The sequence below is a fragment of the Micromonospora sp. CNB394 genome, assembly GCF_000374985.1.
GTDB classification, from domain to species: domain Bacteria; phylum Actinomycetota; class Actinomycetes; order Mycobacteriales; family Micromonosporaceae; genus Micromonospora; species Micromonospora marina.
Window position 1 is genome coordinate 123,064 of record NZ_KB895832.1, and the last position, 22,317, is coordinate 145,380.

23 protein-coding genes are annotated in these 22,317 nt (G+C 72.6%); 14 read left to right on the forward strand and 9 right to left on the reverse strand.

From position 1 onward, the window contains the following. Window positions 1-32: 32 nt before the first annotated feature. Genes C569_RS30190 through C569_RS0112605 form a run of 3 tightly spaced genes read left to right on the forward strand, consistent with a single transcriptional unit; the run spans window position 33 to window position 2,944 of the window. Window positions 33-923, forward strand: a complete 891-nt coding sequence (locus tag C569_RS30190; RefSeq protein ID WP_018786138.1) for a hypothetical protein — start codon at window positions 33-35, stop codon at window positions 921-923. A 13-nt stretch (window positions 924-936) separates the two neighbouring features. Beyond that, complete coding sequence (locus C569_RS30195) at window positions 937-2,142, forward strand: geranylgeranyl reductase family protein (protein ID WP_051090484.1); 1,206 nt, start codon at window positions 937-939, stop codon at window positions 2,140-2,142. Between the two features lie 31 nt (window positions 2,143-2,173). Next, window positions 2,174-2,944: an isoprenyl transferase gene (locus C569_RS0112605; protein ID WP_026268069.1), complete on the forward strand. Its 771-nt coding sequence runs from the start codon at window positions 2,174-2,176 to the stop codon at window positions 2,942-2,944. Window positions 2,945-2,960: 16 nt separating this feature from the next. On the opposite strand, the gene otsB is transcribed toward C569_RS0112605, so the two are convergent. From otsB to C569_RS0112620, 3 genes are all read right to left on the reverse strand, one after another. Further along, a complete protein-coding gene (otsB, locus tag C569_RS0112610) occupies window positions 2,961-3,785 on the reverse strand; it encodes a trehalose-phosphatase (RefSeq protein WP_018786141.1) in 825 nt (274 codons plus the stop codon). Window positions 3,786-3,855: 70 nt separating this feature from the next. Beyond that, window positions 3,856-4,209 carry a hypothetical protein gene (locus C569_RS0112615; RefSeq protein WP_026268070.1) on the reverse strand — a complete coding sequence of 118 codons (354 nt, stop codon included), beginning with the start codon at window positions 4,207-4,209 and terminating at the stop codon, window positions 3,856-3,858. Window positions 4,210-4,372: 163 nt separating this feature from the next. Continuing rightward, window positions 4,373-4,813 (reverse strand): XRE family transcriptional regulator, encoded by a 441-nt coding sequence (locus tag C569_RS0112620; RefSeq protein ID WP_026268071.1) that lies wholly within the window; start codon window positions 4,811-4,813, stop codon window positions 4,373-4,375. A 264-nt stretch (window positions 4,814-5,077) separates the two neighbouring features. Between C569_RS0112620 and C569_RS0112625 the strand changes: the two genes are divergently transcribed. The 6 genes from C569_RS0112625 to C569_RS0112650 all read left to right on the forward strand — a co-directional run bounded on the left by C569_RS0112625 (window position 5,078) and on the right by C569_RS0112650 (window position 10,301). Beyond that, window positions 5,078-5,419 (forward strand): hypothetical protein, encoded by a 342-nt coding sequence (locus tag C569_RS0112625; RefSeq protein WP_018786144.1) that lies wholly within the window; start codon window positions 5,078-5,080, stop codon window positions 5,417-5,419. Next, entirely contained in the window at window positions 5,416-5,841 is a 426-nt protein-coding gene (locus C569_RS0112630) for a hypothetical protein (protein WP_026268072.1), read from the forward strand. The genes C569_RS0112625 and C569_RS0112630 overlap by 4 nt, the downstream gene beginning before the upstream one ends. A gap of 298 nt (window positions 5,842-6,139) precedes the next feature. Further along, a complete protein-coding gene (locus tag C569_RS0112635) occupies window positions 6,140-7,546 on the forward strand; it encodes a PhoH family protein (RefSeq protein ID WP_018786146.1) in 1,407 nt (468 codons plus the stop codon). 233 nt (window positions 7,547-7,779) lie between these two features. Then, the gene (locus C569_RS0112640; RefSeq protein WP_018786147.1) at window positions 7,780-8,469 is read left to right on the forward strand and encodes a lytic transglycosylase domain-containing protein; all 690 of its coding nucleotides are present in this window, start codon (window positions 7,780-7,782) and stop codon (window positions 8,467-8,469) included. Between the two features lie 103 nt (window positions 8,470-8,572). Then, window positions 8,573-9,226 carry a rhomboid family intramembrane serine protease gene (locus C569_RS0112645; RefSeq protein WP_018786148.1) on the forward strand — a complete coding sequence of 218 codons (654 nt, stop codon included), beginning with the start codon at window positions 8,573-8,575 and terminating at the stop codon, window positions 9,224-9,226. Window positions 9,227-9,332: 106 nt separating this feature from the next. Continuing rightward, on the forward strand, window positions 9,333-10,301 hold the full coding sequence (locus C569_RS0112650) for an NAD(P)/FAD-dependent oxidoreductase (RefSeq protein ID WP_018786149.1): 969 nt from the start codon (window positions 9,333-9,335) through the stop codon (window positions 10,299-10,301). A gap of 12 nt (window positions 10,302-10,313) precedes the next feature. On the opposite strand, the gene C569_RS0112655 is transcribed toward C569_RS0112650, so the two are convergent. Next, complete coding sequence (locus tag C569_RS0112655) at window positions 10,314-11,000, reverse strand: TetR/AcrR family transcriptional regulator (RefSeq protein ID WP_018786150.1); 687 nt, start codon at window positions 10,998-11,000, stop codon at window positions 10,314-10,316. 140 nt (window positions 11,001-11,140) lie between these two features. Here C569_RS0112655 and C569_RS0112660 point away from each other — a divergent pair, with 140 nt between their 5' ends. Continuing rightward, the gene (locus tag C569_RS0112660) at window positions 11,141-12,079 is read left to right on the forward strand and encodes an NAD-dependent epimerase/dehydratase family protein (protein WP_018786151.1); all 939 of its coding nucleotides are present in this window, start codon (window positions 11,141-11,143) and stop codon (window positions 12,077-12,079) included. Here the strand turns inward: C569_RS0112660 and C569_RS0112665 are convergent. Further along, on the reverse strand, window positions 12,076-12,960 hold the full coding sequence (locus C569_RS0112665) for a DMT family transporter (protein WP_231394782.1): 885 nt from the start codon (window positions 12,958-12,960) through the stop codon (window positions 12,076-12,078). The two genes, C569_RS0112660 and C569_RS0112665, sit on opposite strands and share 4 nt — an antisense overlap. 92 nt (window positions 12,961-13,052) lie before the next feature. Next, a complete protein-coding gene (gene glpX / locus C569_RS0112670) occupies window positions 13,053-14,084 on the reverse strand; it encodes a class II fructose-bisphosphatase (RefSeq protein WP_026268073.1) in 1,032 nt (343 codons plus the stop codon). 147 nt (window positions 14,085-14,231) lie between these two features. On the opposite strand from glpX, the gene C569_RS0112675 reads away from it, so the two are divergent. Further along, window positions 14,232-14,921: a DUF4245 domain-containing protein gene (locus C569_RS0112675; RefSeq protein WP_018786154.1), complete on the forward strand. Its 690-nt coding sequence runs from the start codon at window positions 14,232-14,234 to the stop codon at window positions 14,919-14,921. Between the two features lie 93 nt (window positions 14,922-15,014). Next, complete coding sequence (locus C569_RS0112680) at window positions 15,015-15,854, forward strand: hypothetical protein (RefSeq protein WP_018786155.1); 840 nt, start codon at window positions 15,015-15,017, stop codon at window positions 15,852-15,854. Window positions 15,855-15,894: 40 nt separating this feature from the next. Here the strand turns inward: C569_RS0112680 and C569_RS0112685 are convergent, their stop codons facing one another. Both C569_RS0112685 and xseA read right to left on the reverse strand, forming a co-directional pair. Then, entirely contained in the window at window positions 15,895-16,107 is a 213-nt protein-coding gene (locus C569_RS0112685) for an exodeoxyribonuclease VII small subunit (RefSeq protein WP_018786156.1), read from the reverse strand. Window positions 16,108-16,118: 11 nt separating this feature from the next. Beyond that, window positions 16,119-17,285 carry an exodeoxyribonuclease VII large subunit gene (xseA, locus tag C569_RS30200; RefSeq protein WP_051090486.1) on the reverse strand — a complete coding sequence of 389 codons (1,167 nt, stop codon included), beginning with the start codon at window positions 17,283-17,285 and terminating at the stop codon, window positions 16,119-16,121. Window positions 17,286-17,481: 196 nt separating this feature from the next. On the opposite strand from xseA, the gene C569_RS0112695 reads away from it, so the two are divergent. Further along, entirely contained in the window at window positions 17,482-18,471 is a 990-nt protein-coding gene (locus C569_RS0112695) for a 4-hydroxy-3-methylbut-2-enyl diphosphate reductase (RefSeq protein WP_026268074.1), read from the forward strand. A 38-nt stretch (window positions 18,472-18,509) separates the two neighbouring features. After that, window positions 18,510-18,926, forward strand: a complete 417-nt coding sequence (locus C569_RS0112700) for a hypothetical protein (protein ID WP_026268075.1) — start codon at window positions 18,510-18,512, stop codon at window positions 18,924-18,926. A gap of 58 nt (window positions 18,927-18,984) precedes the next feature. Here the strand turns inward: C569_RS0112700 and C569_RS0112705 are convergent, their stop codons facing one another. Further along, entirely contained in the window at window positions 18,985-22,275 is a 3,291-nt protein-coding gene (locus tag C569_RS0112705; protein ID WP_018786160.1) for a S8 family serine peptidase, read from the reverse strand. Between the last annotated feature and the right edge of the window lie 42 nt (window positions 22,276-22,317).

The following is a 22,317-nucleotide window of genomic DNA, read 5'->3' on the forward strand; positions in this document are numbered from 1 at the left end:
CCCGTTGCCCCCACCGGGCAACATCGGATGCCATGAGGACGGCCGCTGAACCTGTCGAGGTCCGGCGGCCGTCCGCCGTCCGGGCGCTCACCACGCTGCTCGCCGTGACCGCGGCGGCCACCGTCGTGGTCGAGCTGCTCAACTACTGGTACGCCCCGGAGCAGGAGTTCGGTCTGGCCGTACGCACCGGCTGGGCGATGCTCCGGTCCCTCGGCTTCCTGCTGCTGATCGGTCAGGTGAACAAGGGCCGGGTGGGCGCCCGGCCGTTCGGGCTGATTCTGGCCGTGACCACGATCTTCGCGGTCGGGCGGTTGATCGTGCCCCGGCAGGGGGTGCCCGCGCTGCCCGGCCTGATCGGGTTCGCTGTCCTCACCGCGCTCTGCGTCGCCGTGGTGGTGCTGCTCTACCGCTCCGAGACGATCCGCGCGCACCTGGTCCGGCACCGCAAGGGCCTGGTCGTCGAGGGCGGGACGATCGCCTGGCGGGAGATGACGCCGAAGCGCCCGCAGGCGAACGGCTGGCTGCTCACCGCCCGGGTCGCGGCGTTCACCTACAGCCCGCTGATGCTGGTGCCGGCACTCGTCGCGACGGGTGCCGTGCTGGACGGGCGGCTGGCCGCCGTACCGGCGGTGATCCTCTGGTTCGGCGCGGGCATCGCGGTCAGCTACGCCGTGCTGTTCTGCACCGCCTTCCTGTTGCGCGACAAGGCCTGGGCGCGGAAGGGCCTGGTGGCCGTCACGCTCGGCGTCCTGGCGATCGACCTGCCGCTGTGCTGGTGGCTGCTGGGCACCGACGGCCTGATCCGCGACGGCGCCCCGATCGTCACCGCCGCCGCCCTCACCCTCTACTCCCTCCGCCGAGCCACCCGAACCCGCCCGCACCCCGTTGATGATGAAGGTGGCGGCGAATTCGAACTCCGTTGATGCCGTCAACCTCATGATCGACGCCCCGGGGCGGGGCGCGGCGGGGCAGGATGAGGGGGTGTGGGACGTCGTGGTGGTGGGGGCGGGGCCGGCCGGAGCAGCCGCGGCGATCGGTGCGCGGCGTGCGGGCGCGACGCGGGTGCTGCTGCTCGACCGGTCCGACTTCCCCCGGGACAAGGCCTGCGGAGACGGCATCGCCGCGCACGCGCTGGACGTCCTCGCCGAGCTGGGCGTGACCGGCGCGGTCGACGGCTACCCGCCACTGCCCGCGCTGCGCCTCGTCGGCCCCGGTGGCGGCACGGTCGCCCGGACGCTGCCCCGGCCCGCGTACACGGTGCCCCGCCAGGTGTTCGACGCACGCCTGGTCGCGGCGGCGGTGGCCGCGGGCGCGGAGTTGCGGCGGCACACCGTACGGCGGATGGAGATCGCCGCCGACCGGGTGGTGCTCGACGGCGAACTGTCGGCGCGGGCGGTGGTGGGTGCGGACGGCGCCGGATCGGTGGTACGGCGCGCGCTCGGCCACCCGGTCAACCCGGACCGGCACCTGGCCCTCGCGATCCGGGGCTACGCGCCCGCGCCGGCCGGGCCGCCCGAACAACTCATCGTCACCTCGGCGGCGCGCTGGCCCGCGTACACCTGGGCCTTTCCGATCGGCGACGGTCGCGCGAACGTCGGGTACGGGGAGGTGCTGCGCGGCGAGCCGCTGACCCGGGCGCACCTGCTGGACCGGATGGCCGCGCTGCTGCCCGGCGTCGACCCGGCCACGGTGACCGGCCTGCGGGCGCACCACCTGCCGCTGTCCACCCACCGACCGGCACCCGGCCGGGGGAGGGTGCTGCTGGCCGGGGACGCGCTGTCGCTGATCAACCCGTTCACCGGTGAGGGCATCTTCTACGCGCTGCGCTCCGGGGCGCTCGCCGGCGCGGCGGCGGCCGGCTCGCCCGCCGAGGCCGCCCGGGTGTACGCCGCCGCGCTGCGCGCCCGGCTCGGCACCCACCTGCGGCACAGCTCGGTCGCGGCGTGGCTGGCCCGGCGGCGCCGGGTGGTCGACGCGGTGGTCGGCGCGGCCCGGCGGGACGAGCGCGTCTACCGCACGGTGGTGGAGCTGGGACTCGGCGACGGCCGGCTGGACGCCCGCACCCTGATGGCGATCGGGGCGGACCTGCCGCGACCGCGCCGGACCGGCTCACCGTCAGGTGATATGCCACCGAGACACTGATCTCTCCCGCGGGTCGCTACCCTGCAAGGTGATGACTCTGCGGAAACTCCTCTACTCCGTGTACGAGCGCCGGCTGACGGCGAAGCTCGCGGGCAAGCCCGTACCCGCGCACGTCGGCGTGATGTGCGACGGCAACCGCAGATGGGCCCGGGAGATGGGCTTCGTCGACCCGAACGACGGCCACCGGATGGGCGCCGAGCGGATCAAGGAGCTGCTCCGGTGGTGCGACGCGGCCGGCGTCGGGCACGTCACCCTCTGGCTGCTCTCCACCGACAACCTCTCCCGTCCGGCCGCCGAACTGGATCCGCTGCTCCAGATCATCGAGGACCTCACCACCGAGCTGGCCGAGGAGGGCAACCCCTGGCGGCTACGGATGGTCGGCGCGCTCGACGTGCTGCCGGCGCAGCACGCCGCCGCGCTCAAGGCCGCCGAGGAACGCACCCGCGACCGCGACGGCGGGGCTCAGGTCAACATCGCGGTCGGGTACGGCGGGCGGCGCGAGATCGCCGACGCGGTCCGCTCGCTGCTGCTGGAGCACGCGGCGAACGGCGGCACGATCGAGGAGCTGGCCACGTCGATCGACGTCGACCACATCTCCGAGCACCTGTACACGAAGGGGCTGCCGGACCCGGATCTGATCATCCGGACCAGTGGCGAGCAGCGGCTCTCCGGTTTCATGCTCTGGCAGAGCGCGCACTCGGAGTTCTACTTCTGCGAGCTGAACTGGCCCGACTTCCGCAAGGTCGACTTCCTGCGGGCCCTGCGCTCCTACGCCACCCGTCAACGCCGCTTCGGCAGCTGACCCCGCCCCGCCACCGTCAGCGGAGGTGGGGCAGGGCGGCGGTGAGGAAGTCGGCCAGGGCCGCCGGGGAGTCCAGGGTCAGGTCGGCGGCGTCGGCCACCTCGTGACCGGTCTCCGGGTTGGCGACGGCGACGCAGATGCCGAGGAAGTCGGGATCGGCGGCGGCGCGGGCGCGCAGCGCGGCGAACGCCTTGATGTCGGAGACGTCGTCGCCGAAGTACCAGGCGCCACCGGCGTCCCGGACCGTCTCGCCGATCACCATGCCCTTGTCCCGGTCGACCGGGGGCTTGAGTTCCAGCACCATCCGGCCCGGCTGGGCGCGCAGGCCCAGCCGCTCGGCCTGGGCCCGGCCCCACTCCTGCACGAGGTCGCCGAGATGCGGGGCGGTACGCCAGTGCAGCGCCACGGACAGCCGCTTGAACTCGACGAGCGTGCCGGGCGGCAGCTCGGCGCGCGCCTGCTCGGCCAGCTCGGACATGGTCGGCACCCACGGCAGGGCGGCCGGCTCGGTGACCGTCTCGCCGCCGGAGTGGCTGTGCTCCAGGCCGTAGAGGCCGTACAGGTCGATGCCGGCGAGGCCGCCGAGGTGGTCGCGGAGGAAGTCCACCGGGCGGGCCGAGACGATGGCGATCCGGCGGACGTGCGGGGCGAGCGCCTCCAGCGCGGTGAGCACGTTTGGCGCGGGCCGTACGGCCGTGGGGTCGTCGTCGACGGGCGCCAGTGTGCCGTCGAAGTCGAAGAAGAGGACGACGTCACCCGCGCGGGCGGCGGTCGCACGCCAGGCGTGCTCCGCGTTCAACGGGGTCTTCGGCTGCTGGTTGCCCAGATTCAACGGCGGCACGCGCGTCAGCGTACCCCGCGCCGGGCGGCGTATTCGTGGCCGAGATGTGACGTCGGAACGACGTGGGGAATCAGCGTTCGGCGGCTCCTCGTCCCCGGCGACCGAACGGCACCACTGCCGCGTCCTGGCCGTGGCTGAGCAGGTAGCCCTCCACGAAGCCGGTGTTGCGGTCGCCGGTGTGCGCCTCGATCTCGTTGAGTCGCGCCACCAGGAACTCGGTGAGCGCGCTGACCCGGTCGTTGAGCCGATCGTGCAGCTCGGCGACGACGGCGAGGATCACCGCGGTGCCGGCTGTGGTGAGCGCGAACAGGTTGACGACCAGGGGAAGCTGCCCGCCGTCCAGTACGCCGACCACCACGTTGCCGGTCACGCACGATGTCAGCGACACCACCGCGACCACTACTGCCAACCATTTCAGGGTCATGGACAGACCCCTCCTTCTGTCCCGCAGGGCTGGGTTCGGCTGTGTCCCGTCCCCCCGCCGATGACGAGCCCCTAGCAGTACAAACGTGGACGCTAGCGGGTCCGTTCCGTCCCCGCGGCGAAACGATCGGGTCCGACCTTCCGTTCTTTCGCCATCTGAGGAACTAGCCCGCCTGTTTGCCCCTATTTCGGGCAACGTCCGGCAGGGTCGGGCGATATGCGAGGTAGCGGATGGTTTCTCGAATGTGGAACTTCTCCGCGTCGGACACGTTCGGGTCGACCAGCCGGCGCAGCAGCGCCTCCACGTCCGGGTCCATCGCGGGCGGGGTCGGCGTGGTCCGCGGTCCGGCGGCCCGGTCCCAGCCGAGCGCGGTGAACGCGGCGGCAGGTTCGAGGCCCAGCCCTTCACAGAAGGCGACCACCCGCTCGGCCTCCGGGTCGCTGGCCCAGTCGCCGCGTACCCATCGGTTGATGGTCTGCCGGGAGACGCCGGTACGCCGGGAGACCTCGGTGCCGCTCCAGGCCCGCAGCGCGCGGGCGTCGTCGAGCGCGCGCCGGACGAAGGTGGCGAACGCGATCTTCCGTGCGTTGGTCGTCTCGGTCACCCCGTGACGGTACGGCCAGTCGGTCCCGAGAGGCTGGCTCGGCACGCTGCTGTCACGCTGACGTGACGGTGATCCGGGATTTCCGGTAAACGATCCGGTGCTGCTCCTGAGGGGTGTCACAAGAGCAGATTAGATCGACGCGAGTACGGCGGCAAAGGTCTGAAAAGCTGATACTGTCACGCTCATGAGACAACTTACGGTGTGTCACGTGCCTGAGACGATGAGTGCTCACATGCGTCACTCCGCGGGTGCCGAGGGGGTCTCGTGACCGAGCTCTCGACCCGTGCCCAGGCCTTCGGGCTGATCGCGGACGGGGTGTCCGCCGGGCTGAGCGCCCCCTGGCGTCTCTATCTGGCCCGCGGGTGCCGGTACCTCTCACTCAGCGTCGGCGACCGGGGGGAGTGGGACGCCTGGCGGACCCACCTCGGCTGCCCCGAGCTGAGCGTGCGGGTGTACGACTCCGGCGGGGAGATCCGCCGGGCGTCGGTGGCCGAGGTGATCCTCGACGGATGCCGGATCAGCGTCGAGCTGGTCGAGGAGGTCAGCACCGACGACCTGGAGCGGCTGCTCGTGGTCGACCCGCTACCCGGGACGGACGAGCGATGACCCCCTTTCTCGCCGTGGTGCTCGTTCTCGTGTTCGGCTCCACCTGCTACGCGGCCGGCCGCCTGCACGGCCAGCTCAGCTACCGCATCGGCTACCGGTTCGGCTACCGCCAGGGCTACTTCGACGGCGACCGGGGCGCCTGGAACCGCCGTCGGCGCGACGCCCAGGCGGCGATCGCGTCCGCGCTGTCCGGTCCCGGCCCGACGGTGGTGACCTCGGCCGGGCGCTCGGCGGTGCCGTTCGCCGGTACCTCCGTACCCGCGGCGGTCGCCGCCCGGCCCGGCTCGGCCCCGGCCGTCCGCGTCACCGCGACCGGCCGGCTCGGCGCCGTCGGCCGGGTGGGGACCACGTACACCGGATCGTCGTTCGGCGCGGCCGGCGCCGGTCCGCGGGCCGGCACGCTGGTGCGCCGGCAGGGCTGAGGCCGCCACCGACGACCGGCCGGGGTGCGCGCAGGGGGCATGCATCCCGGCCGGTTCCGGTCCGCCGGTCACTCGAACGGGTGTACGCCCGGCGAAGACCGCGCGATGATCCACGCGCACCTCTAGCCCCGCGGGCCCGGTGCGATTAGCGTCTAGGCATGGCGCGGGGTTTTCCCGGGCCAGCCGGACAGCCCGGACCTGCGTCCTCGCGCACGGGGCCCGCATCCGACCCCGTGTCCTCCGGGCACCGGAAGAGGCGGAACTCGGGTGGCCGGGTGCCCATCCGCGGAGCAGGCCTGTGACCACTCGCCGTACCCCCGCCGGAGCCGAGCAGACCCCGGCTTCGACCGCCCCGACCCGCCGGACCACCCGCAGCCGCCGCGGCGCCGCCGCGGAGGCCGAGGAGCCCCGACCAGCCGGACCGGCCTTCGTCCTGGACACCTCGGTGCTGCTGTCCGACCCGGCGGCGTTCCATCGCTTCGCCGAGCACGAGGTGGTGCTGCCGCTTGTGGTGATCTCCGAGCTGGAGGGCAAGCGGCACCACCCCGAGCTGGGCTGGTTCGCCCGCCAGTCGCTGCGCGTGCTGGACGAGTTGCGGGTGCGCCACGGCCGGCTGGACCGCCCGGTGCCCGCCAACGACCAGGGCGGCACGCTGCGGGTGGAGCTGAACCACACCGACGACGGGGTGCTGCCGCCCGGCTTCCGCAACGAGTCGAACGACGCCCGCATCCTGTCCGTGGCGCTCAACCTGGCCGCCGAGGGGCGCGAGGTCACGCTCGTCAGCAAGGACATGCCGCTGCGGGTGAAGGCGGCCTCGGTGGGCCTGCGCGCCGACGAGTACCGGCACGGCCAGGCCAGCGACCCGACCTGGACCGGGATGGCCGAGCTGGACCTGGCCGAGGAGGAGATCGGGCGGCTGTACGCGGGCGAGACGCTCGACGTCGACGCCGCGGCGGGTCTGCCCTGCCACACCGGCCTGGTGCTGCACTCCGGGCGGGGCTCGGCGCTGGGCCGGGTGCTGCCGGACAAGACGATCCGGCTGGTCCGGGGCGACCGGGAGGCGTTCGGCGTGCACGGGCGCTCGGCGGAGCAGCGGGTCGCGCTCGACCTGCTGCTGGACGAGTCGATCGGCATCGTGTCGCTCGGTGGGCGGGCCGGCACCGGCAAGTCCGCGCTGGCGCTCTGCGCCGGCCTGGAGGCGGTGATGGAGCGGCGCCGGCACAAGAAGGTGATCGTGTTCCGTCCCCTGTACGCGGTCGGCGGTCAGGAACTCGGCTACCTGCCCGGGTCGGAGTCGGAGAAGATGTCGCCCTGGGCGCAGGCCGTCTTCGACACGCTCGGCGCGGTGGTGCACGAGAACGTGCTGGAGGAGGTCACCTCGCGCGGGCTGCTGGAGGTGCTGCCGCTGACCCACATCCGTGGCCGCAGCCTGCACGACGCGTTCGTCATCGTGGACGAGGCGCAGTCGCTGGAGCGTGGCGTACTGCTCACCGTGCTGTCGCGCATCGGCCAGGGGTCGCGGGTGGTGCTCACCCACGACGTGGCCCAGCGGGACAATCTGCGGGTCGGCCGGCACGACGGGGTGACGGCGGTGATCGAGGCGTTGAAGGGGCATCCCCTCTTCGCGCACGTCACGCTCAGCCGATCGGAGCGTTCTCCGATCGCCGCGATGGTCACCGATCTGCTGGAGGACACGTCCGGCTGACCGCCGTTTTCGCCCGAATTCGTCCCTATTTTCACGGTGACGCAGATCACTTTTGTGCCCGGCCATTTCCCACGGGCCTCACTGTGCGCGATGGTGTCCATCGAGCGTCACCTACCACTCGGGAGCCGGACACGGCCCGTAGTCACACCGGTACCGGTGCGCTCACGGCACCCGGCGTGACCCGACCCGGCCATGCGCATGCCGTGACCCTGCCCCCGACGAAGGGACACTTCGTGAGTCGGCTGTGGAGCCGGTTCGGCGCCCGTACGGCCGCTGTCGCGCTGCTCTCCGTGGGCGTCGCCGGCGGCTTCTATCTGGGTGAGGATCGACAGACCCAGCAGCAGGGCCTGACCGCACAGGTCGGCCTGGAGGTCGACCAGGCGGAGTACGCGTACCAGCGCGACCGGCTGTCCGACCACCGCGTGGACTCGTCCCGGCAGCGCGCCGCCGAGTACCAGGCGAAGCTGCGCGCCGCCGCGGCGGCGAAGGAGGCCGCCGAGCGGGCCAAGCGGGCCGAGGCGGCCGCCGCCACCCGCAAGAAGGAGCGGGAGAAGGAGGAAGCCGAGGCCGAGGCGAAGGTCAAGCCGTACGACGGCCCGATCCCGTCCTCGTGCGCGGAGTACAGCGGCAACCGGAAGATCGGCTGCGCCGTCATGCTCGACGAGGGCTTCGGCATCGACCAGTTCCCCTGTCTGGACAAGCTCTGGACCAAGGAGAGCGGCTGGAACCCGAAGGCGGAGAACCGCTCCTCCGGGGCCTACGGGATCCCGCAGGCCCTTCCGGGCAGCAAGATGGGCTCGGTGGCCGACGACTGGAAGACCAACCCGGCGACCCAGATCAAGTGGGGTCTCGGTTACATCGAGGGCCGGTACGACACCCCCTGCGGCGCCTGGCAGAAGTCGCAGAGTTCGGGCTGGTACTGACATCACCACGACGGCGGGACACGCGGACGGACCCGCGTGTCCCGCCGTCGTCGTACCGGCACCCGAGTGGCGGCCCGCCGAATTTGCTGATAGCTCTTGGTAGGTGACCTGGTACGGCCCTAGTGGCGACCCCCACCGGTTCGGCACCGACGCGTTCTACGCGGCGCTCGGCCGGGCCTTCGTCGCCATGTGCGCGGTCGTGCCGGTGCTGTTCCTCATCGAGGCGCTCGACGTCGGCCTGCGGCTCGGCCTGGACTACACCGCCGGCATCATCCCGCAGCGGATCCAGGGCCTCGACGGCGTCTTCTTCTCGCCGTTCCTGCACGCCGGCTGGAACCACCTCTACAGCAACAGCATCCCGCTGATCCTGCTCGGCACGTTCGTGCTCGCCGCGGGCACCCGCCGGTTCCTCTGGTCCACCGCGGTCATCATCCTGGTCAGCGGCCTGGGCGTCTGGTTCACCGGCTCATCCGACTCGGTGGTGGTCGGCGCCAGCGGCGTGATCTTCGGCTACCTGGGCATCCTGCTCACCCGGGGCGTGGTGGAGCGGAGCTGGTGGAACTTCGCCGTCGGTCTGCTGGTCGGGTTGCTCTACGGCTGGCAACTGCTCGGCATCCTGCCTACCGACGAGCGCATCTCCTGGCAGGGTCACCTGTTCGGGCTGCTCGGCGGCGTGGTCGCGGCGATCCTGTTCCGCCGCCGCAACGACACCGGCGACGCGGGCCACCTGGGCTCACCGAGGATGACGCTGCCCTGACGGCGCGTTGATCAAACCGCGGGACGAGCTTGCCCGCGGTCATCCGCCCGCCTACCGTTTCCGCATCAGCACCGGGCGATCCCGAAGCGGAAAGTGACGGTACGCCATGCGCGAGGTCGATGTCGCCGTGATCGGGGCCGGTCCCGCCGGGCTCTTCGCCGCCTACTACGCCGGTTTCCGTGGGCTCTCCGTCTCGGTGATCGACGCGCTGCCCGAGCCGGGCGGTCAGGTCACCGCGATGTACCCGGAGAAGCTGATCCTCGACGTCGCCGGCTTTCCCGCGATCAAGGGCCGCGAGCTGGTCGCCAACCTGGTCGCCCAGGCCGCGCCGTTCCACCCCGACTACCGCCTCGGCGTACGCGCCGAGAAGCTGTCCTACCTCGACGGCCGGCCCGTGCTCGGTCTGGCCGGCGGCGAGCAGCTCAGCTGCGGCGCGGTGGTGGTCACCGGCGGGCTCGGCAGCTTCACGCCCCGGCCGCTGCCGGTCGCGGAGAGCTTCACCGGCGGCGGGATCGTCTACTTCGTGCCGCAGCCGGCCGAGCTGACCGACCGGCACGTGCTCATCGTCGGCGGCGGCGACTCGGCGTTCGACTGGGCGGCCACGCTCGCGCCGCTGGCCCGCTCGGTGACGCTGGTGCACCGGCGGGACCGCTTCCGGGCGCACGCGGCCACCATCGAGCGGGTCCGCGCGCTGCCGGTGCGGATCGTGGTGAACGCCGAGGTGAGCCGGCTGTACGGCGAGGAGACGGTCACCGGCGCCGAGCTGACCGTACGCGGCGGCGAGGTGGAGACACTGCCGGTGGACACCGTCGTCGCCGCGCTCGGCTTCACCGCCGACCTCGGCCCGCTCGGCGAGTGGGGGCTGAACCTCGACCGGCGGCACATCGTGGTGGACAGCGCCATGGCCACCAACCTGCCCCGGGTGTTCGCGGCCGGTGACATCACCGAGTACCCGGGCAAGGTCCGCCTGATCGCCACCGGATTCGGCGAGGCCGCCACCGCCGTCAACAACGCGGCTGTCGTCATCGACCCGACCGCCCACCTGTTCCCCGGTCACTCGTCCGACGGCACCTGACGCCGATCGGCGTCAGGGCAGGCCGACCAGATCCGCCATCAGGCCGATCTGGTGGTCGAAGTACTCGTCGCGGTGCGGCAGCGCCCGGTTGATCCGGCCGAACAGCTCGAAGCTGATCAACCCGAACAACTGGGTCCAGCCGGCCATGCCGCGGGCCAGCAGCGCGGGTGGCACGTCCATGCCGAGCAGCCCGACCAGTTCGGCCACGTCGCCGCGCAGCGGCTCGGGCAGGTCCTCGCCGGGCGGGGCGAGCCGGCCGGTGGCCAGCCCGTCGCGCAGGATGCCGACCAGGGTCACCGGGGGACGCTGGGCGGGCGCGACCGTGTCGTCGGGTGCCGCGTACCCGGGCACCGGGCTGCCGTAGAGCAGTGCGTACTCGGCGGGGTGGGCGAGTGCCCACGCGCGGGCGGCCCGGCAGGCGGCGAGCCAGCGTCCGCGCAGGTCGGCCTGGTCGGCGTCGGCGTCGGCGGCCTCCACCGCGTCGCCGAGCGCGTCGTACGCCTCCAGGATCAGCGCGGTGAGCAGGTCGTCGCGGCTGGGAAAGTAGCGGTAGATCGCCGAGGACACCATGCCGAGGTCCCGGGCCACCGCGCGCAGGGACAGGTTCGCGCCGTCGGTGTCCAGGTGGCGGCGGGCGACGGTCTTGATCTCTTCGATCATCCCGGCGCGGACCCGGGCGCGGAGCGAGGGAGCGACCATGCCCTCACTCTGCCACGGATGAGAGCGGCAATCAAAAGCGAGAGCACCGCTCTTGACGCAGTGCCTCGGCGTGGGTCATGCTCCTTTGCGAGAGCGATGCTCTCGATTTGGATTACTGCTTCAGAGAAGGTGGACCCGTCATGGCACTGCACGTGATCGTCGGAGCCGGCCCCGTCGGCACCGCAACCGCCCGCCTCCTCGCCGAACGCGGCGAGCGGGTGCGGGTGGTCACCCGGCGTGGCACCGGCCCCGAACACCAGGCGATCGAGCGGGTGGCCGCCGACGCCGCCGACGCGGACCGGCTCGCCGCGCTCACCGACGGCGCGGACGCGCTCTACAACTGCGCCAACCCGGAGTACCACACGTGGGCGACGGACTGGCCGCCGCTGGCCGCCGCCCTGCTCACCGCCGCCGAGCGCAGCGGCGCCGTGCTCGCCACCGTCGGCAACCTCTACGGGTACGGCCCGGTCGACGCACCGATGACCGAGACGACAGCGCTCGCCGCCACCGGCGTCAAGGGCCGCGTCCGCAACCGGATGTGGGCCGACGCCCTGGCCGCCCACCGCGCCGGCCGGGCCCGGATCACCGAGGTACGCGGCTCCGACTACATCGGGCTCGGCGGCACGTCGCTGCCCATGATGGTGCTGCCCAAGGTGCTCGCCGGGCAGCGGGTGTTCCTGCCCGTGGCCTGGGACGCGCCGCACACCTGGACGTACGTGGGGGACGTCGCCCGAACCCTCGTGGCCGCCGCCACCGACCCGCGGGCCTGGGGACGGGCCTGGCACGTGCCGAGCGCGCCCCCGGTGTCCATGCGGGTGGTCGCCGAGCGGGCGGCGAAACGGGCCGGGGCGCCGGCGCCGCGACTGACCCGGATGCCCTACCCGGTGCTCTGGCTCGGTGGCCTGGCCGACCCGTTCGCCCGGGAGATGCGGGAGACCGCGCACCAGTTCACCGGGCCGTTCGTGATGGACTCCAGCGCCGCCGGCGAGACGTTCGGGATCGAGCCGACGCCGCTCGACCGGGTGATCGACGAGATGGTCACCGGCCTGCGCGCCTCGACGCCCGCCGCCGCCCGTTAGGGGCGGCGGGTCGGGCCGAACGCGGCCACCAGCACGGCGACCATGGTCAGCGCCGCACCGAGCAGCGTGTCCAGCCCGGGGTGCGAGGCGGCCGTCGGCAGCACCAGGTCCAGCAGCACCGCGCCGACGATCTGCCCGGCGATCGTGGCCAGGCCGAGCAGCAGCACCCCGGTGAACCGGACCAGGGCGGCGGCCAGCGCGATGAACACGATGCCGAGCGGGCCGCCGAGATAGAGCCACGGCTCGTCCGGAAACGCGCCGGCCGGCCGGCCGCGAACCGCCAGGTCCACCGCGAAGGTCACGAGCAGCGCCGCCGTGCCGACCGTGAAGTTCACGAGCGTGGCGGTCATGGCGCTGCCCGAGGCCGCCCGGACCCGCCCGTTGACCGCCTGCTGCCAGGCGATGCCCACCCCGGCCGCCAGCGGCAGCAGGGCCAGCGCCAGCGCGTCCGGGTCGCCGAGCCGGTCGCCCACCGCCAGCAGGACCGCGAGCACGGTGAGCACCGCGCCGATCAGCCGGTTCGGGGTGACCGGCTGCCGGCCGGTCGGGCCGATGCCGGCCCGGTCGACGAGCAGGCTGCTGCCGGACTGCCCGGCCACCACCGCGACGGTGAAGACCGCGACGCCGAGCGCGCCGATGGTCAATCCCTGCGTCGCCACCAGGAACGCGCCGCAGACGCCACCCAGGCACTGCCAGGGCCGCAGCGTGCCGGTGCGCAGCGCGCCACGCAGGGCGGCCAGTCCCCGCCGGCCACCGGGGGTGGCGGGGACCAGCACCAGCAGGATCAGCAGGCCCACGCCGAACGAGACCACCGCGGCGGCGATCCCGTCGGCCAGGCGTACGCCCAGCTCGCCGTTGATCCGGGACTGGACGGCGACCATCACGCCCGAGGCGGTGGCCAACCCGACACCGGCGACACGTCGCCCGGCCGGCAGCGTCGGCGGTGCCGCTGGTGCCGCCGTCCCGGTCCTGATCACTCCTGCTCGGCCAGCGGGCGTCCGTCGAAGTCGACAGCCGAGTAGAGGGCGAGCTTCTCCAGGCGGTGGTACGAGTCGATCACCCGGATCGTGCCGCTCTTGGAGCGCATCACGATCGACTGGGTGTACGCGCCGCCGGCGCGGTAGCGTACGCCACGCAGCAGGTCGCCGGAGGTGACGCCGGTGGCCACGAAGAAGCAGTTGTCACCGGTGACCAGGTCGTCGGTGAACAGCACCCGGTCCAGGTCGTGCCCGGCGTCCAGCGCGCGGCGGCGCTCCTGCTCGTCCTTGGGCCAGAGCTTGGCCTGCATCATGCCGCCCATGCACTTGAGCGCGCAGGCAGCGGTGATGCCTTCCGGGGTGCCGCCGATGCCCATCAGCACGTCCACGTCCGACTCGCCCCGGGCCGCCGCGATGGCGCCCGCGATGTCGCCGTCGGAGATGAACCGGATCCCGGCGCCGGTACGCCGGATCTGCTTGACCAGGTCGTCGTGGCGCGAGCGGTCCAGCACGCACACGGTCACCTCGGCGGCGTCGGTGCCCTTGACCTCGGCGATCCGGTTGATGTTCTCGGCCACCCCGGCGTTGATGTCCACCACGTCGGCGTACATCGGGCCGACCGCCAGCTTCTCCATGTAGAAGACCGCGCTCGGGTCGAACATCGCGCCGCGCTCGGCCACCGCGAGCACCGCCAGCGCGTTCGGCATGCCCTTGCTCATCAGCGTGGTGCCGTCGATCGGGTCGACCGCCACGTCCACCTCGGGGCCGGTCCCGTCGCCCACCTCCTCGCCGTTGAACAGCATCGGGGCGTTGTCCTTCTCGCCCTCGCCGATCACCACGACGCCGCGCATCGGGATCGAGTTGATCAGCTTTCGCATGGCGTCGACCGCTGCGCCGTCGCCGCCTTCCTTGTCGCCGCGGCCGACCCAGCGGCCGGCGGCCATCGCCGCGGCCTCGGTGACCCGGACCAGATCGAGGGCGAGGTTGCGGTCGAGATCCTGGGGCGTCCGCGTCCTGATGGTTGTCATGGCGGCCTCCTCGCGACGGTGCGGGGTGGGACCGGCGGTCACCGCCGCCGGTCTTGTCGCTGATCCTCACACGATCTCAGGTTCGCCGTCCCGGCGGGGCGGAGGAGGCCAGGATCACGTCGTCCGGTCGGCTGCGACAATGGCCCGGTGGAAGCCGCGCAGCCTGCCGACCGCACACCGACCGACGCCACCCCGCCGGAGGGTCAGCCGCCGGTCCGGCCGGACGACGGCCCGACCCCGTCCGAGGGTCAGCCCGCGCTCGTCGCGGACCGGGAGGAGCCGGCCGCCGCGGTGGACACCCCCGCGCCGCCCGCGGGCAAGGAGAAGGCCCGGTCCGAGCGGTCCCCGAAGGACATGGCGCTGTCCCTGCTCATCCTGCTGGTCCCGATCGCCCTGCTGCTCGCCTTCTACCGGGGCTTCCTCGGCGGCGACTCGCCGGTCACCGTCGACCCGGCGCCCGCGCTGGAGCAGGCCCGCTCAGCGAACGCCTTCCCGGTGAGCGAGCCGGCCGGGCTGGGCGACGACTGGCGTACGGTGAACGCCCGCTTCCGGACCGAGGCGGACGGCTCGACGCTGCGGATCGGGTACGTGACCCCGGAGGGCCGGGGCGCGCAGCTCGTCGAGAGCAACGTCCCGGCGGAGAAGCTGCTGCCGGCCGAACTGGCCGAGGGACAGCCGCAGGGCCAGGCCGACCTGCCCGGCGGGTTGAGCTGGCAGCGCTACACGGCCCGCGGCAACGAGCAGGCGCTCGTCCTGCTGGAACCGGACCGCACGGTGATCGTGGTCGGTGACGCGGGCGAGACGGAGCTGCGCAAGCTCGCCATGTCGCTGCGCTGACCGTCCTTCCTCCGGGTGACGCGGGATTGCGCAACCCCGCTTGCGGGAACAGAAGGGACATCGAGCCCGGACGACCCACCTGGAGAGGTTGACGTGAAGATACGACGCTTCAGCGCCACCGCGTTCGCCGCGGCGCTGCTCATTCCCGGCCTGGCGGCCTGCAACGGCAACGGGTCGACGTCCGACGCCTCCGCGACCCCGAGCGCCTCCGGCAGCGTCGCACCGAGCGCCACGGCGTCCAGCAGTGCGGCCAAGCAGGCGCTGCTCGACTCCACGAACGCGATCCGCGAGGGGAACTTCAAGTTCTCCATGACCGGCGCGGGCTCCACCGCGGAAGGGCAGGTGCACGAGCCGAGCCAGAGCGCCGACATGCGGATGACCATCGGCGACCCGTCGTCGGATCTGATGATGAAGCTGGACCTGATCCACGCCAAGCCGGACAGCTGGGTCAAGCTGGAACTCGGTGGCACGGCGGCCACGCAGATCCCCGGCGTGAAGAACCTCAACACCGGCAAGTACCACCACCTCGACCAGAACCGGATCAAGGGCAACCGGGCGCTGGGCTTCGACTTCGAGAAGCTCGACCCGGCCGGCAGCGCCGTGCTCACCCAGGGCATCACCGAGGTACGGCAGACCGGCGAGGGCGCGTACGAGGGCACCGTCGACGTGTCGAAGGCCGCCGAGGCGGGCTCGCTCGACCCGGCCGTGATCACCGCGCTCGGCGCGCAGGCCGAGTCGGTGCCGTTCACGGCCAAGGTCGACACGCAGGGCCGGCTCAGCGAGATGGTGCTCAAGATCCCGGCGGCCGGCCAGAGCGCCGCGCAGGACCTGAAGATCACCTACACGGATTACGGCAACGCGTCGGCGGTCCAGAAGCCCTCGGCCGACCAGGTCGTCGAGGCGCCCGCCGAGCTGTACAACCTGTTCAACTGAGGTCTGCGGTGGGGGCCGGCGATCACGCCGAGCCCCACCGTCAGTCCTCGGAGCGCTGGCGGGCGGCGTCGATGCGGGCGCGGGCGCCGTCCAACCAGCGCTGGCACACCCCGGCGAGCTGCTCGCCGCGCTCCCAGAGCGCCAGGGACTCCTCCAGCGAGGTGCCGCCCGCCTCCAGCTTCTCCACCACCGAGGCCAGCTCGGCGCGGGCCTGCTCGTAGCTGAGCTGTTCGTCCTGCTTCGTCCCGGTCATCGTCTCTCTCCTCAGCCGTCGACGGTGGCGGTCAGCTCGCCCTCGGCGAGGCGTACCCGCAGTGGATCGCCCTTGGCGACGTCGGCGGCCGCGCGGACGACGTGGCCGTCGGCGCGCTGCACGATCGCGTAGCCGCGCTCCAGCGTGGCCGCCGGGGACAGCGCGCGCAGCCGGGCCAGCGTGTGCCGCAGGTCGTCGGTGGCGCCCCGCAGCCGGTGCTCCAGAGACCGGCCGGCGCGGTCGCGCAGCGCGGCCACCTCCACGGTCCGCTGCTCGACCATCACCTGCGGCCGGGCCAGCACCGGGCGGGACCGCAGCAGGTCGATCCGGTGCTGCTCCCGGTCGACCAGGTGGCGCACCGCCCGCTCCAGCCGGGACCGGGCCTGGCCGATCAGCCGGACCTCCTCGGTCAGGTCCGGCACGATGCGCTTGGCCGCGTCGGTGGGAGTGGAGGCGCGCACGTCGGCCACATAGTCGAGCAGCGGCGCGTCCGTCTCGTGACCGATCGCGCTGACCACCGGTGTGCGGCAGGCGAAGACCGCCCGGCACAGCGCCTCGTCGGAGAAGGGCAGCAGATCCTCGATGCCGCCACCGCCCCGGGCGATGACGATCACGTCGACGGCCGGGTCGGCGTCGAGCACCTTGAGCGCCCCCACGATGTCGGGAACCGCGCCCGGGCCCTGCACCGCCACGTTGATCGTGCGGAAGTCGACGGCGGGCCAGCGGCGGCGGGCGTTCGTCAGCACGTCGCGCTCGGCCGCCGAGGCGCGGCCGGTGATCAGGCCGACCCGGCCCGGCAGGAACGGCAGCCGCCGCTTGCGGGACCGGTCGAACAGGCCCTCGGCCGCGAGCAGCTTCTTGAGCTTCTCCAGCCGGGCCAGCAGCTCACCGAGGCCGACCTGGCGGATCTCGTCGGCCCGCAGACTGAGCGTGCCCCGCGCGGCGTAGAACTCGGGCTTGGCGTGCAGCACCACCCGCGCGCCCTCGCGCAGCTCCGGCGCGCCCGCGTCCAGCACGTCGCGGTTGGTGGTGACGGTCAGGCTGAGGTCGGCCGAGGGGTCGCGCAGCGTGAGGAAGACCGTGCTCGCACCCGGTCGGCGGCTGATCTGCGCCACCTGGCCGTCGACCCAGACCCAGCCCAGGCGGGCGATCCAGGCACCGACCTTCTGGCTGACCACCCGGACCGGCCACGGCTCCTCGGCCGTGCTCCGCCCGTCCGGGGTGCTCCGCCCGTCCGGGGTGCTCCGCTCGTCCGAGGTGCTCCGCCCGTCCTCTCCCGCGCTCACCCCGCCCACCCTACGGCCCGGGACCGACAGCGCCCCCGTGCGCCTCGCGGCCGCTGCCGTGCGGGAACGCGGCACGTACGATGGGCGGGTGACTGACGCTGAGACGACTCCCCGGACCGGCAAGCGCGTGCTCCTGGCGAACCCCCGCGGCTACTGCGCGGGCGTGGACCGGGCGGTGCAGACCGTCGAGGAGGCGCTGAAGCTCTACGGCGCACCGATCTACGTCCGCAAGCAGATCGTGCACAACAAGCACGTGGTGCGCACGCTGGAGGCCCAGGGCGCGATCTTCGTGGAGGAGAACGAGGAGGTGCCGGAGGGCGCCACAGTCATCTTCTCCGCCCACGGTGTCGCCCCCGAGGTCTACGAGCAGGCCAAGCAGCGCTCGCTGCGGGCGATCGACGCCACCTGCCCGCTGGTCACGAAGGTGCACCACGAGGCCCGCCGGTTCGCCGCGCAGGACTACGACATCCTGCTCATCGGCCACGAGGGGCACGAGGAGGTCATCGGCACCGCCGGTGAGGCGCCGGCCCACATCCAGCTCGTCGACGGCCCGGACGGGGTCGACAAGGTCACCGTGCGCGACCCGGAGAAGGTCGTCTGGCTCTCCCAGACCACGCTGTCGGTGGACGAGACGCTGGAGACCGTGGCCCGGCTCAAGAAGCGGCTGCCGCTGCTCCAGTCGCCGCCCAGCGACGACATCTGCTACGCGACCTCCAACCGCCAGCACGTGGTCAAGGAGATCGCCTCCGAGTGCGACGTGGTGATCGTCGTCGGCTCGCGCAACTCATCGAACTCGGTCCGGCTGGTCGAGGTGGCCCTCGACGCCGGGGCCCGCGCCGGCTACCTGGTCGACTTCGCGCACGAGATCGAGGACGCCTGGCTGACCGGCGCCCGGACCGTGGGTGTGACCTCCGGCGCGAGCGTGCCCGACGAACTGGTCCAGCAGGTGCTCGCCCACCTGGCCGAGCGGGGCTTCGGCGACGTCGAGGAGATCACCACCGCCGACGAGCGGCTGACCTTCTCGCTGCCGCAGGAACTCAAGCGCGACATGAAGGCCGCCGCGGCGGCCCGCGGCTGACCGGGAACGAATCGGCCGGCCGCTGCGTCCAACCAACCATGAAGACTCCTCGTACGGTGCTCGTCGCACTGCTCGCCGGCCTCGCGCTGACCGCCTGCGCCGCACCCGGCGACGGGTCCGCCGATCCCAGCCCCAGCCCCAGCACGACGGGAGCCGCCCCGGTGACCAGCCAGCCCGATCCCGTGCCCAGCGCGACGCCCAGCCGGCCGAACCCCACCTGGAAGGGCGGCCCGTCGACCCCACCGGGCGTCGGCGGCACCACCATCACCGGCACGATCCGGGCGGGTGTGGAGCCGAACTGCCTCCTGCTCGACGACCACCTGCTGGTCGGCGGTCCGCGCGACGTGCTCAAGGCCGGCGCCCGGGTCGAGGTCACCGGCCGCCCCGAGCCGGGCATGATGACCACCTGCCAGCAGGGCACCCCGTTCGTGGTCGAGTCCGCCCGCCCCGTCTGACGACACGAAGGAGCCCCGCCCCCTACGAGAGGGGACGGGGCTCCGTCGTGTCAGCGGATCAGTTGACCGCGAGGACCTCGACCGAACCGCGGCCGACGACAGCGCCCTCGGTGGTGGTCACGGCCATGTCGCCGTACAGCTCCCGGCCGGCGGCCGGGGTGGACAGGGCGGTCACCGCACCGGTGAGGGTGGCGGTGGCGCCGTTGGCCAGGGACAGCGGCGTGGACGGCGCGGAGAGCGTGCCCAGCGCCGGGGACGCGAACGAGTCCCGGTAGTCGTACGCGGTGCTCGGGTCACTCACCGAGTAACCGTCGACCACGACCCGGTAGGTGCCCGGGATCGGGTTCGTCAGCGTGACGGCCTCCTCCGAGTCACCGTCGGCGGCCTGCCCCACCTGGGTGGTGCCGCGGAAGACGGTCAGGTCCAGGTCGGCGCTCAGGTCGGACGGGTTGCCGATCCGGGCGGTGAACGAGGTGGCGCCCTCGGGCACCTCCACCACGTACTCCTGGCTGTCGCCCTCGGCGATGCTCGGCCGCTCGGCACGGACGCTGGCCAGCGGACCGCCGACACCGGTCACCTGGACCGGGCCGAAGGCGTTGGTCAGCTTCCAGCTCACCGGGGCCGGGGTGCCCGCGGTGACCGACGGGAGCTGGACCACGGCCGGCTCCACAGTGACGCCCTGCACGCGGGCCTGGAGCTGGAACGGGTTGTCCAGCGCCGGCGAGGTGCGACGCGACTCCACCTCGATCTCCCACACACCCGGCAGCGGGTTCTGGTAGTCCCGCTCCTGCGGCTTGCAGACCGCGGCGTCGGAGAAGTTGGTGTAGCAGGCGGTGCTGGCGGTGCTCTCGACCGGCACGCCGTACGGGTTGATGGCGATGAAGCGGGTCTGCGAGCCGGTCGCGATGCCGGACAGGTTGACCTGCAACGCGCCCGCACCCGGCGGCACCGTCACGAAGTACGAGGTGAAGCTGTTCCGCTCGACCGAGCCCTCGGCCGAGAAGGAGTACGCCGGAGCGGGCACCGGGTTCGACGCGATCACGACGGTGGCGACCTCGAAGTCGACCACGTTGGTGGCCGGGTCGTCGACGGTCATGATGGCGCCGTGCGCGCCGGCCGTCATCGGCTTGGCCTTCACCTTGACCGTGACGGTCTTGTTCAGCGGCAGCCAGACCACCTTCGGGGCGCTGTAGGTGCCGTCGTTGCCCCGGAAGGCGACCTCGTGCTTGATGCCCTTGTTCGGGCCGCTGGTCCGGGTCAGCTTGACCTCGTAGTGACGGCTCTCCTTGACCTTCTGGCCACCCCGGTCGGCGGCGCAGCGGTTGTAGAGGCCGCTGCCGACGTTCGGGGTCGGCACGAACGTGCCGGAGGCCCGGTCGTAGCGGGTCAGGTTCGGCGACAGCTCGGTGCAGACCGCCGCCTCCGAGGTGTAGGTGCGGGTCGGCACGCCCTTGGCGAGCAGTTTCCACGCGCCCGGCACGTTGAACATGCCGTAGCCCTGCGCGTACGTCGGGACGCCGGTGATCGGCTTGGCCGAGGTGAAGACGGCCCGGCGCAGCGCGGCCGGGGTCACGCCCTTGCCGGTCGCCTTGGCTGCCGACAGCAGCAGCGCGGCGGCGCCGGCGGCCTGCGGCGCGGCCATCGAGGTGCCGTTGAGCATCTGGTAGCCCGGGGGCAGCGGGTAGCCCGCCTCCGGCACCGCGTTGCCCGGCTGCCAGGTCGGCGCGGTGGAGATGGCCGAGCCGGGGGCGGCGATGTTCGGCTTGAAGCCGCCGTCCTCACGCGGGCCGCGCGAGGAGAAGTTGAACAGCGCGTTGCCCTTGCGGACCACCGAGCCGTAGTTGGCCAGCCAGGTGTCCTTGCTGATGCTCGCCGCGACGCTGACCACGTCGGTGGCGACCGACGGGTCACCGACCGTGTTCACGCCCGGACCGGAGTTGCCGGCCGAGATGAACAGCTGCACGCCGTAAATGTTGATCAGGTCGTTGTAGAGGACCGCGCGGGCGTTCGAGCCGTCGTTCAGCGCGGGAAGACCGCCGATCGACATGTTCACCACGTCGACCCTACGGTTGATCACCAGGTCGGCCATGCCGGTGGTGAGCGCCGCCGCGGTGCAGCCGCCACCCCACGAGCAGGCGCGGGCGGAGACCAGCTTGGCGCCCGGGGCGGCGCCGTCGAAGGCGCTGTTACCCAGCATGTCGTTGGCGGCGGTGATGCCGGCGACGTGGGTGCCGTGGGTGCTCTCGACGATGCCGATGTTGACGTAGTCGACCAGACCGGGGCCGCCGACCGGCGCCGTGTTGACGTTGCGCCGGTACTCGACCACGAACGGGATCTGCTCCCGCACGGCGGTGGCCGGGTTGTCGGTGCCGAAGCGGCCGACCTGGAACCGCTCCTTGTACGGCCGCATCACCTCGTCGTCGGTGAAGTCGTTGTTCTGGTTCGCGTCGACGCGCACGTCACCGGTGGCGGGGTTGTAGAGCACGCCCCAGAAGTCGGTGGTGTCGCCGTCGCGGTTGAGGTCACCCCGCGCGTCGCTGTTCGCGGTGATGTTCTCGCGGAAGACGTTGAAGCGGTAGTTGCCGGCCGGCGCGGTCCACGTGCCGAGCGAGGTGGTGAACGTCGGGCCGCTGACCTCGGTGAGCATCGGCCGCCAGGAGGCGTCCTCCAGCGGGTCGGTGGCGGTGACCCAGTCGACGATCTTGCGCTCGCCGGTGGTGGTCTGCTGGAGCGCCGGGTGGTCGAGGTCCACACCGGAGTCCATGATGCCGATGGTGACCCCGCGGCCGTCCCACGCCGGGTTCGCGGCCTTGAACGCCTCCGCGCCGGTCTCGCTGGTCGGCATGTACGGGTTCACCGCACCGGTGTCACCACCCGGCCCGGCCGTCGCCTGGGCCTGGGCGGCGGTCTTCGCGCCCTTCGGAGCCGCCTCCGGCGCCGGGTCGGGGAGCTTGATCGTCTCGTCCAGGTCGACGGCGGAGACACCCGGCAGCGTGGCGGCCTTGAGCGCCTTCGCGGTGGGGACCTTGGCCAGCACGTAGCCGATCTGGTCGTACCGCTGGCTGACGGTGGCGCCCAGGCCGGTCAGGCCGTCGACGACCTTCTTGGCCGAGCCCTTCTTCGCCGCGATGATCATCGTGACGGTCGGCGCGTTCTTCGCCTCGGCCTCGTCGAGCAGCTTGGCGTCGTGTGCGCCCAGTGCCTTCGCGGCGGTCGGCTGCGAGGGTTGGGTGGCGGGGGCGGCGCTCGCGGTGCCGGCGCCACCTCCCACGGTCAGGGCACCGGCCGCGAGAACCGAGGCCAGGAGCGCGGCGGACGGTCGCCGGCTGCGCGTGCGGGGTTTACTCAACGTTCTCTTCCTCCAGAGAACAGGGCCCTTGAGGGGCAGGGC

Bases quoted from the DNA above. Each gene is read 5' to 3' on its own strand.
- C569_RS0112615 (WP_026268070.1), bottom strand. From the start codon at position 4,209: ATGACCCTGAAATGGTTGGCAGTAGTGGTCGCGGTGGTGTCGCTGACA.
- C569_RS30195 (WP_051090484.1), top strand. From the start codon at position 937: ATGATCGACGCCCCGGGGCGGGGCGCGGCGGGGCAGGATGAGGGGGTG.
- C569_RS0112660 (WP_018786151.1), top strand. From the start codon at position 11,141: ATGGCACTGCACGTGATCGTCGGAGCCGGCCCCGTCGGCACCGCAACC.
- C569_RS0112605 (WP_026268069.1), top strand. From the start codon at position 2,174: ATGACTCTGCGGAAACTCCTCTACTCCGTGTACGAGCGCCGGCTGACG.
- C569_RS0112700 (WP_026268075.1), top strand. From the start codon at position 18,510: ATGAAGACTCCTCGTACGGTGCTCGTCGCACTGCTCGCCGGCCTCGCG.
- C569_RS0112630 (WP_026268072.1), top strand. From the start codon at position 5,416: ATGACCCCCTTTCTCGCCGTGGTGCTCGTTCTCGTGTTCGGCTCCACC.
- C569_RS0112685 (WP_018786156.1), bottom strand. From the start codon at position 16,107: ATGACCGGGACGAAGCAGGACGAACAGCTCAGCTACGAGCAGGCCCGC.
- C569_RS0112655 (WP_018786150.1), bottom strand. From the start codon at position 11,000: ATGGTCGCTCCCTCGCTCCGCGCCCGGGTCCGCGCCGGGATGATCGAA.
- glpX (WP_026268073.1), bottom strand. From the start codon at position 14,084: ATGACAACCATCAGGACGCGGACGCCCCAGGATCTCGACCGCAACCTC.
- C569_RS0112650 (WP_018786149.1), top strand. From the start codon at position 9,333: ATGCGCGAGGTCGATGTCGCCGTGATCGGGGCCGGTCCCGCCGGGCTC.
- C569_RS0112665 (WP_231394782.1), bottom strand. From the start codon at position 12,960: ATGGTCGCCGTCCAGTCCCGGATCAACGGCGAGCTGGGCGTACGCCTG.
- C569_RS30190 (WP_018786138.1), top strand. From the start codon at position 33: ATGAGGACGGCCGCTGAACCTGTCGAGGTCCGGCGGCCGTCCGCCGTC.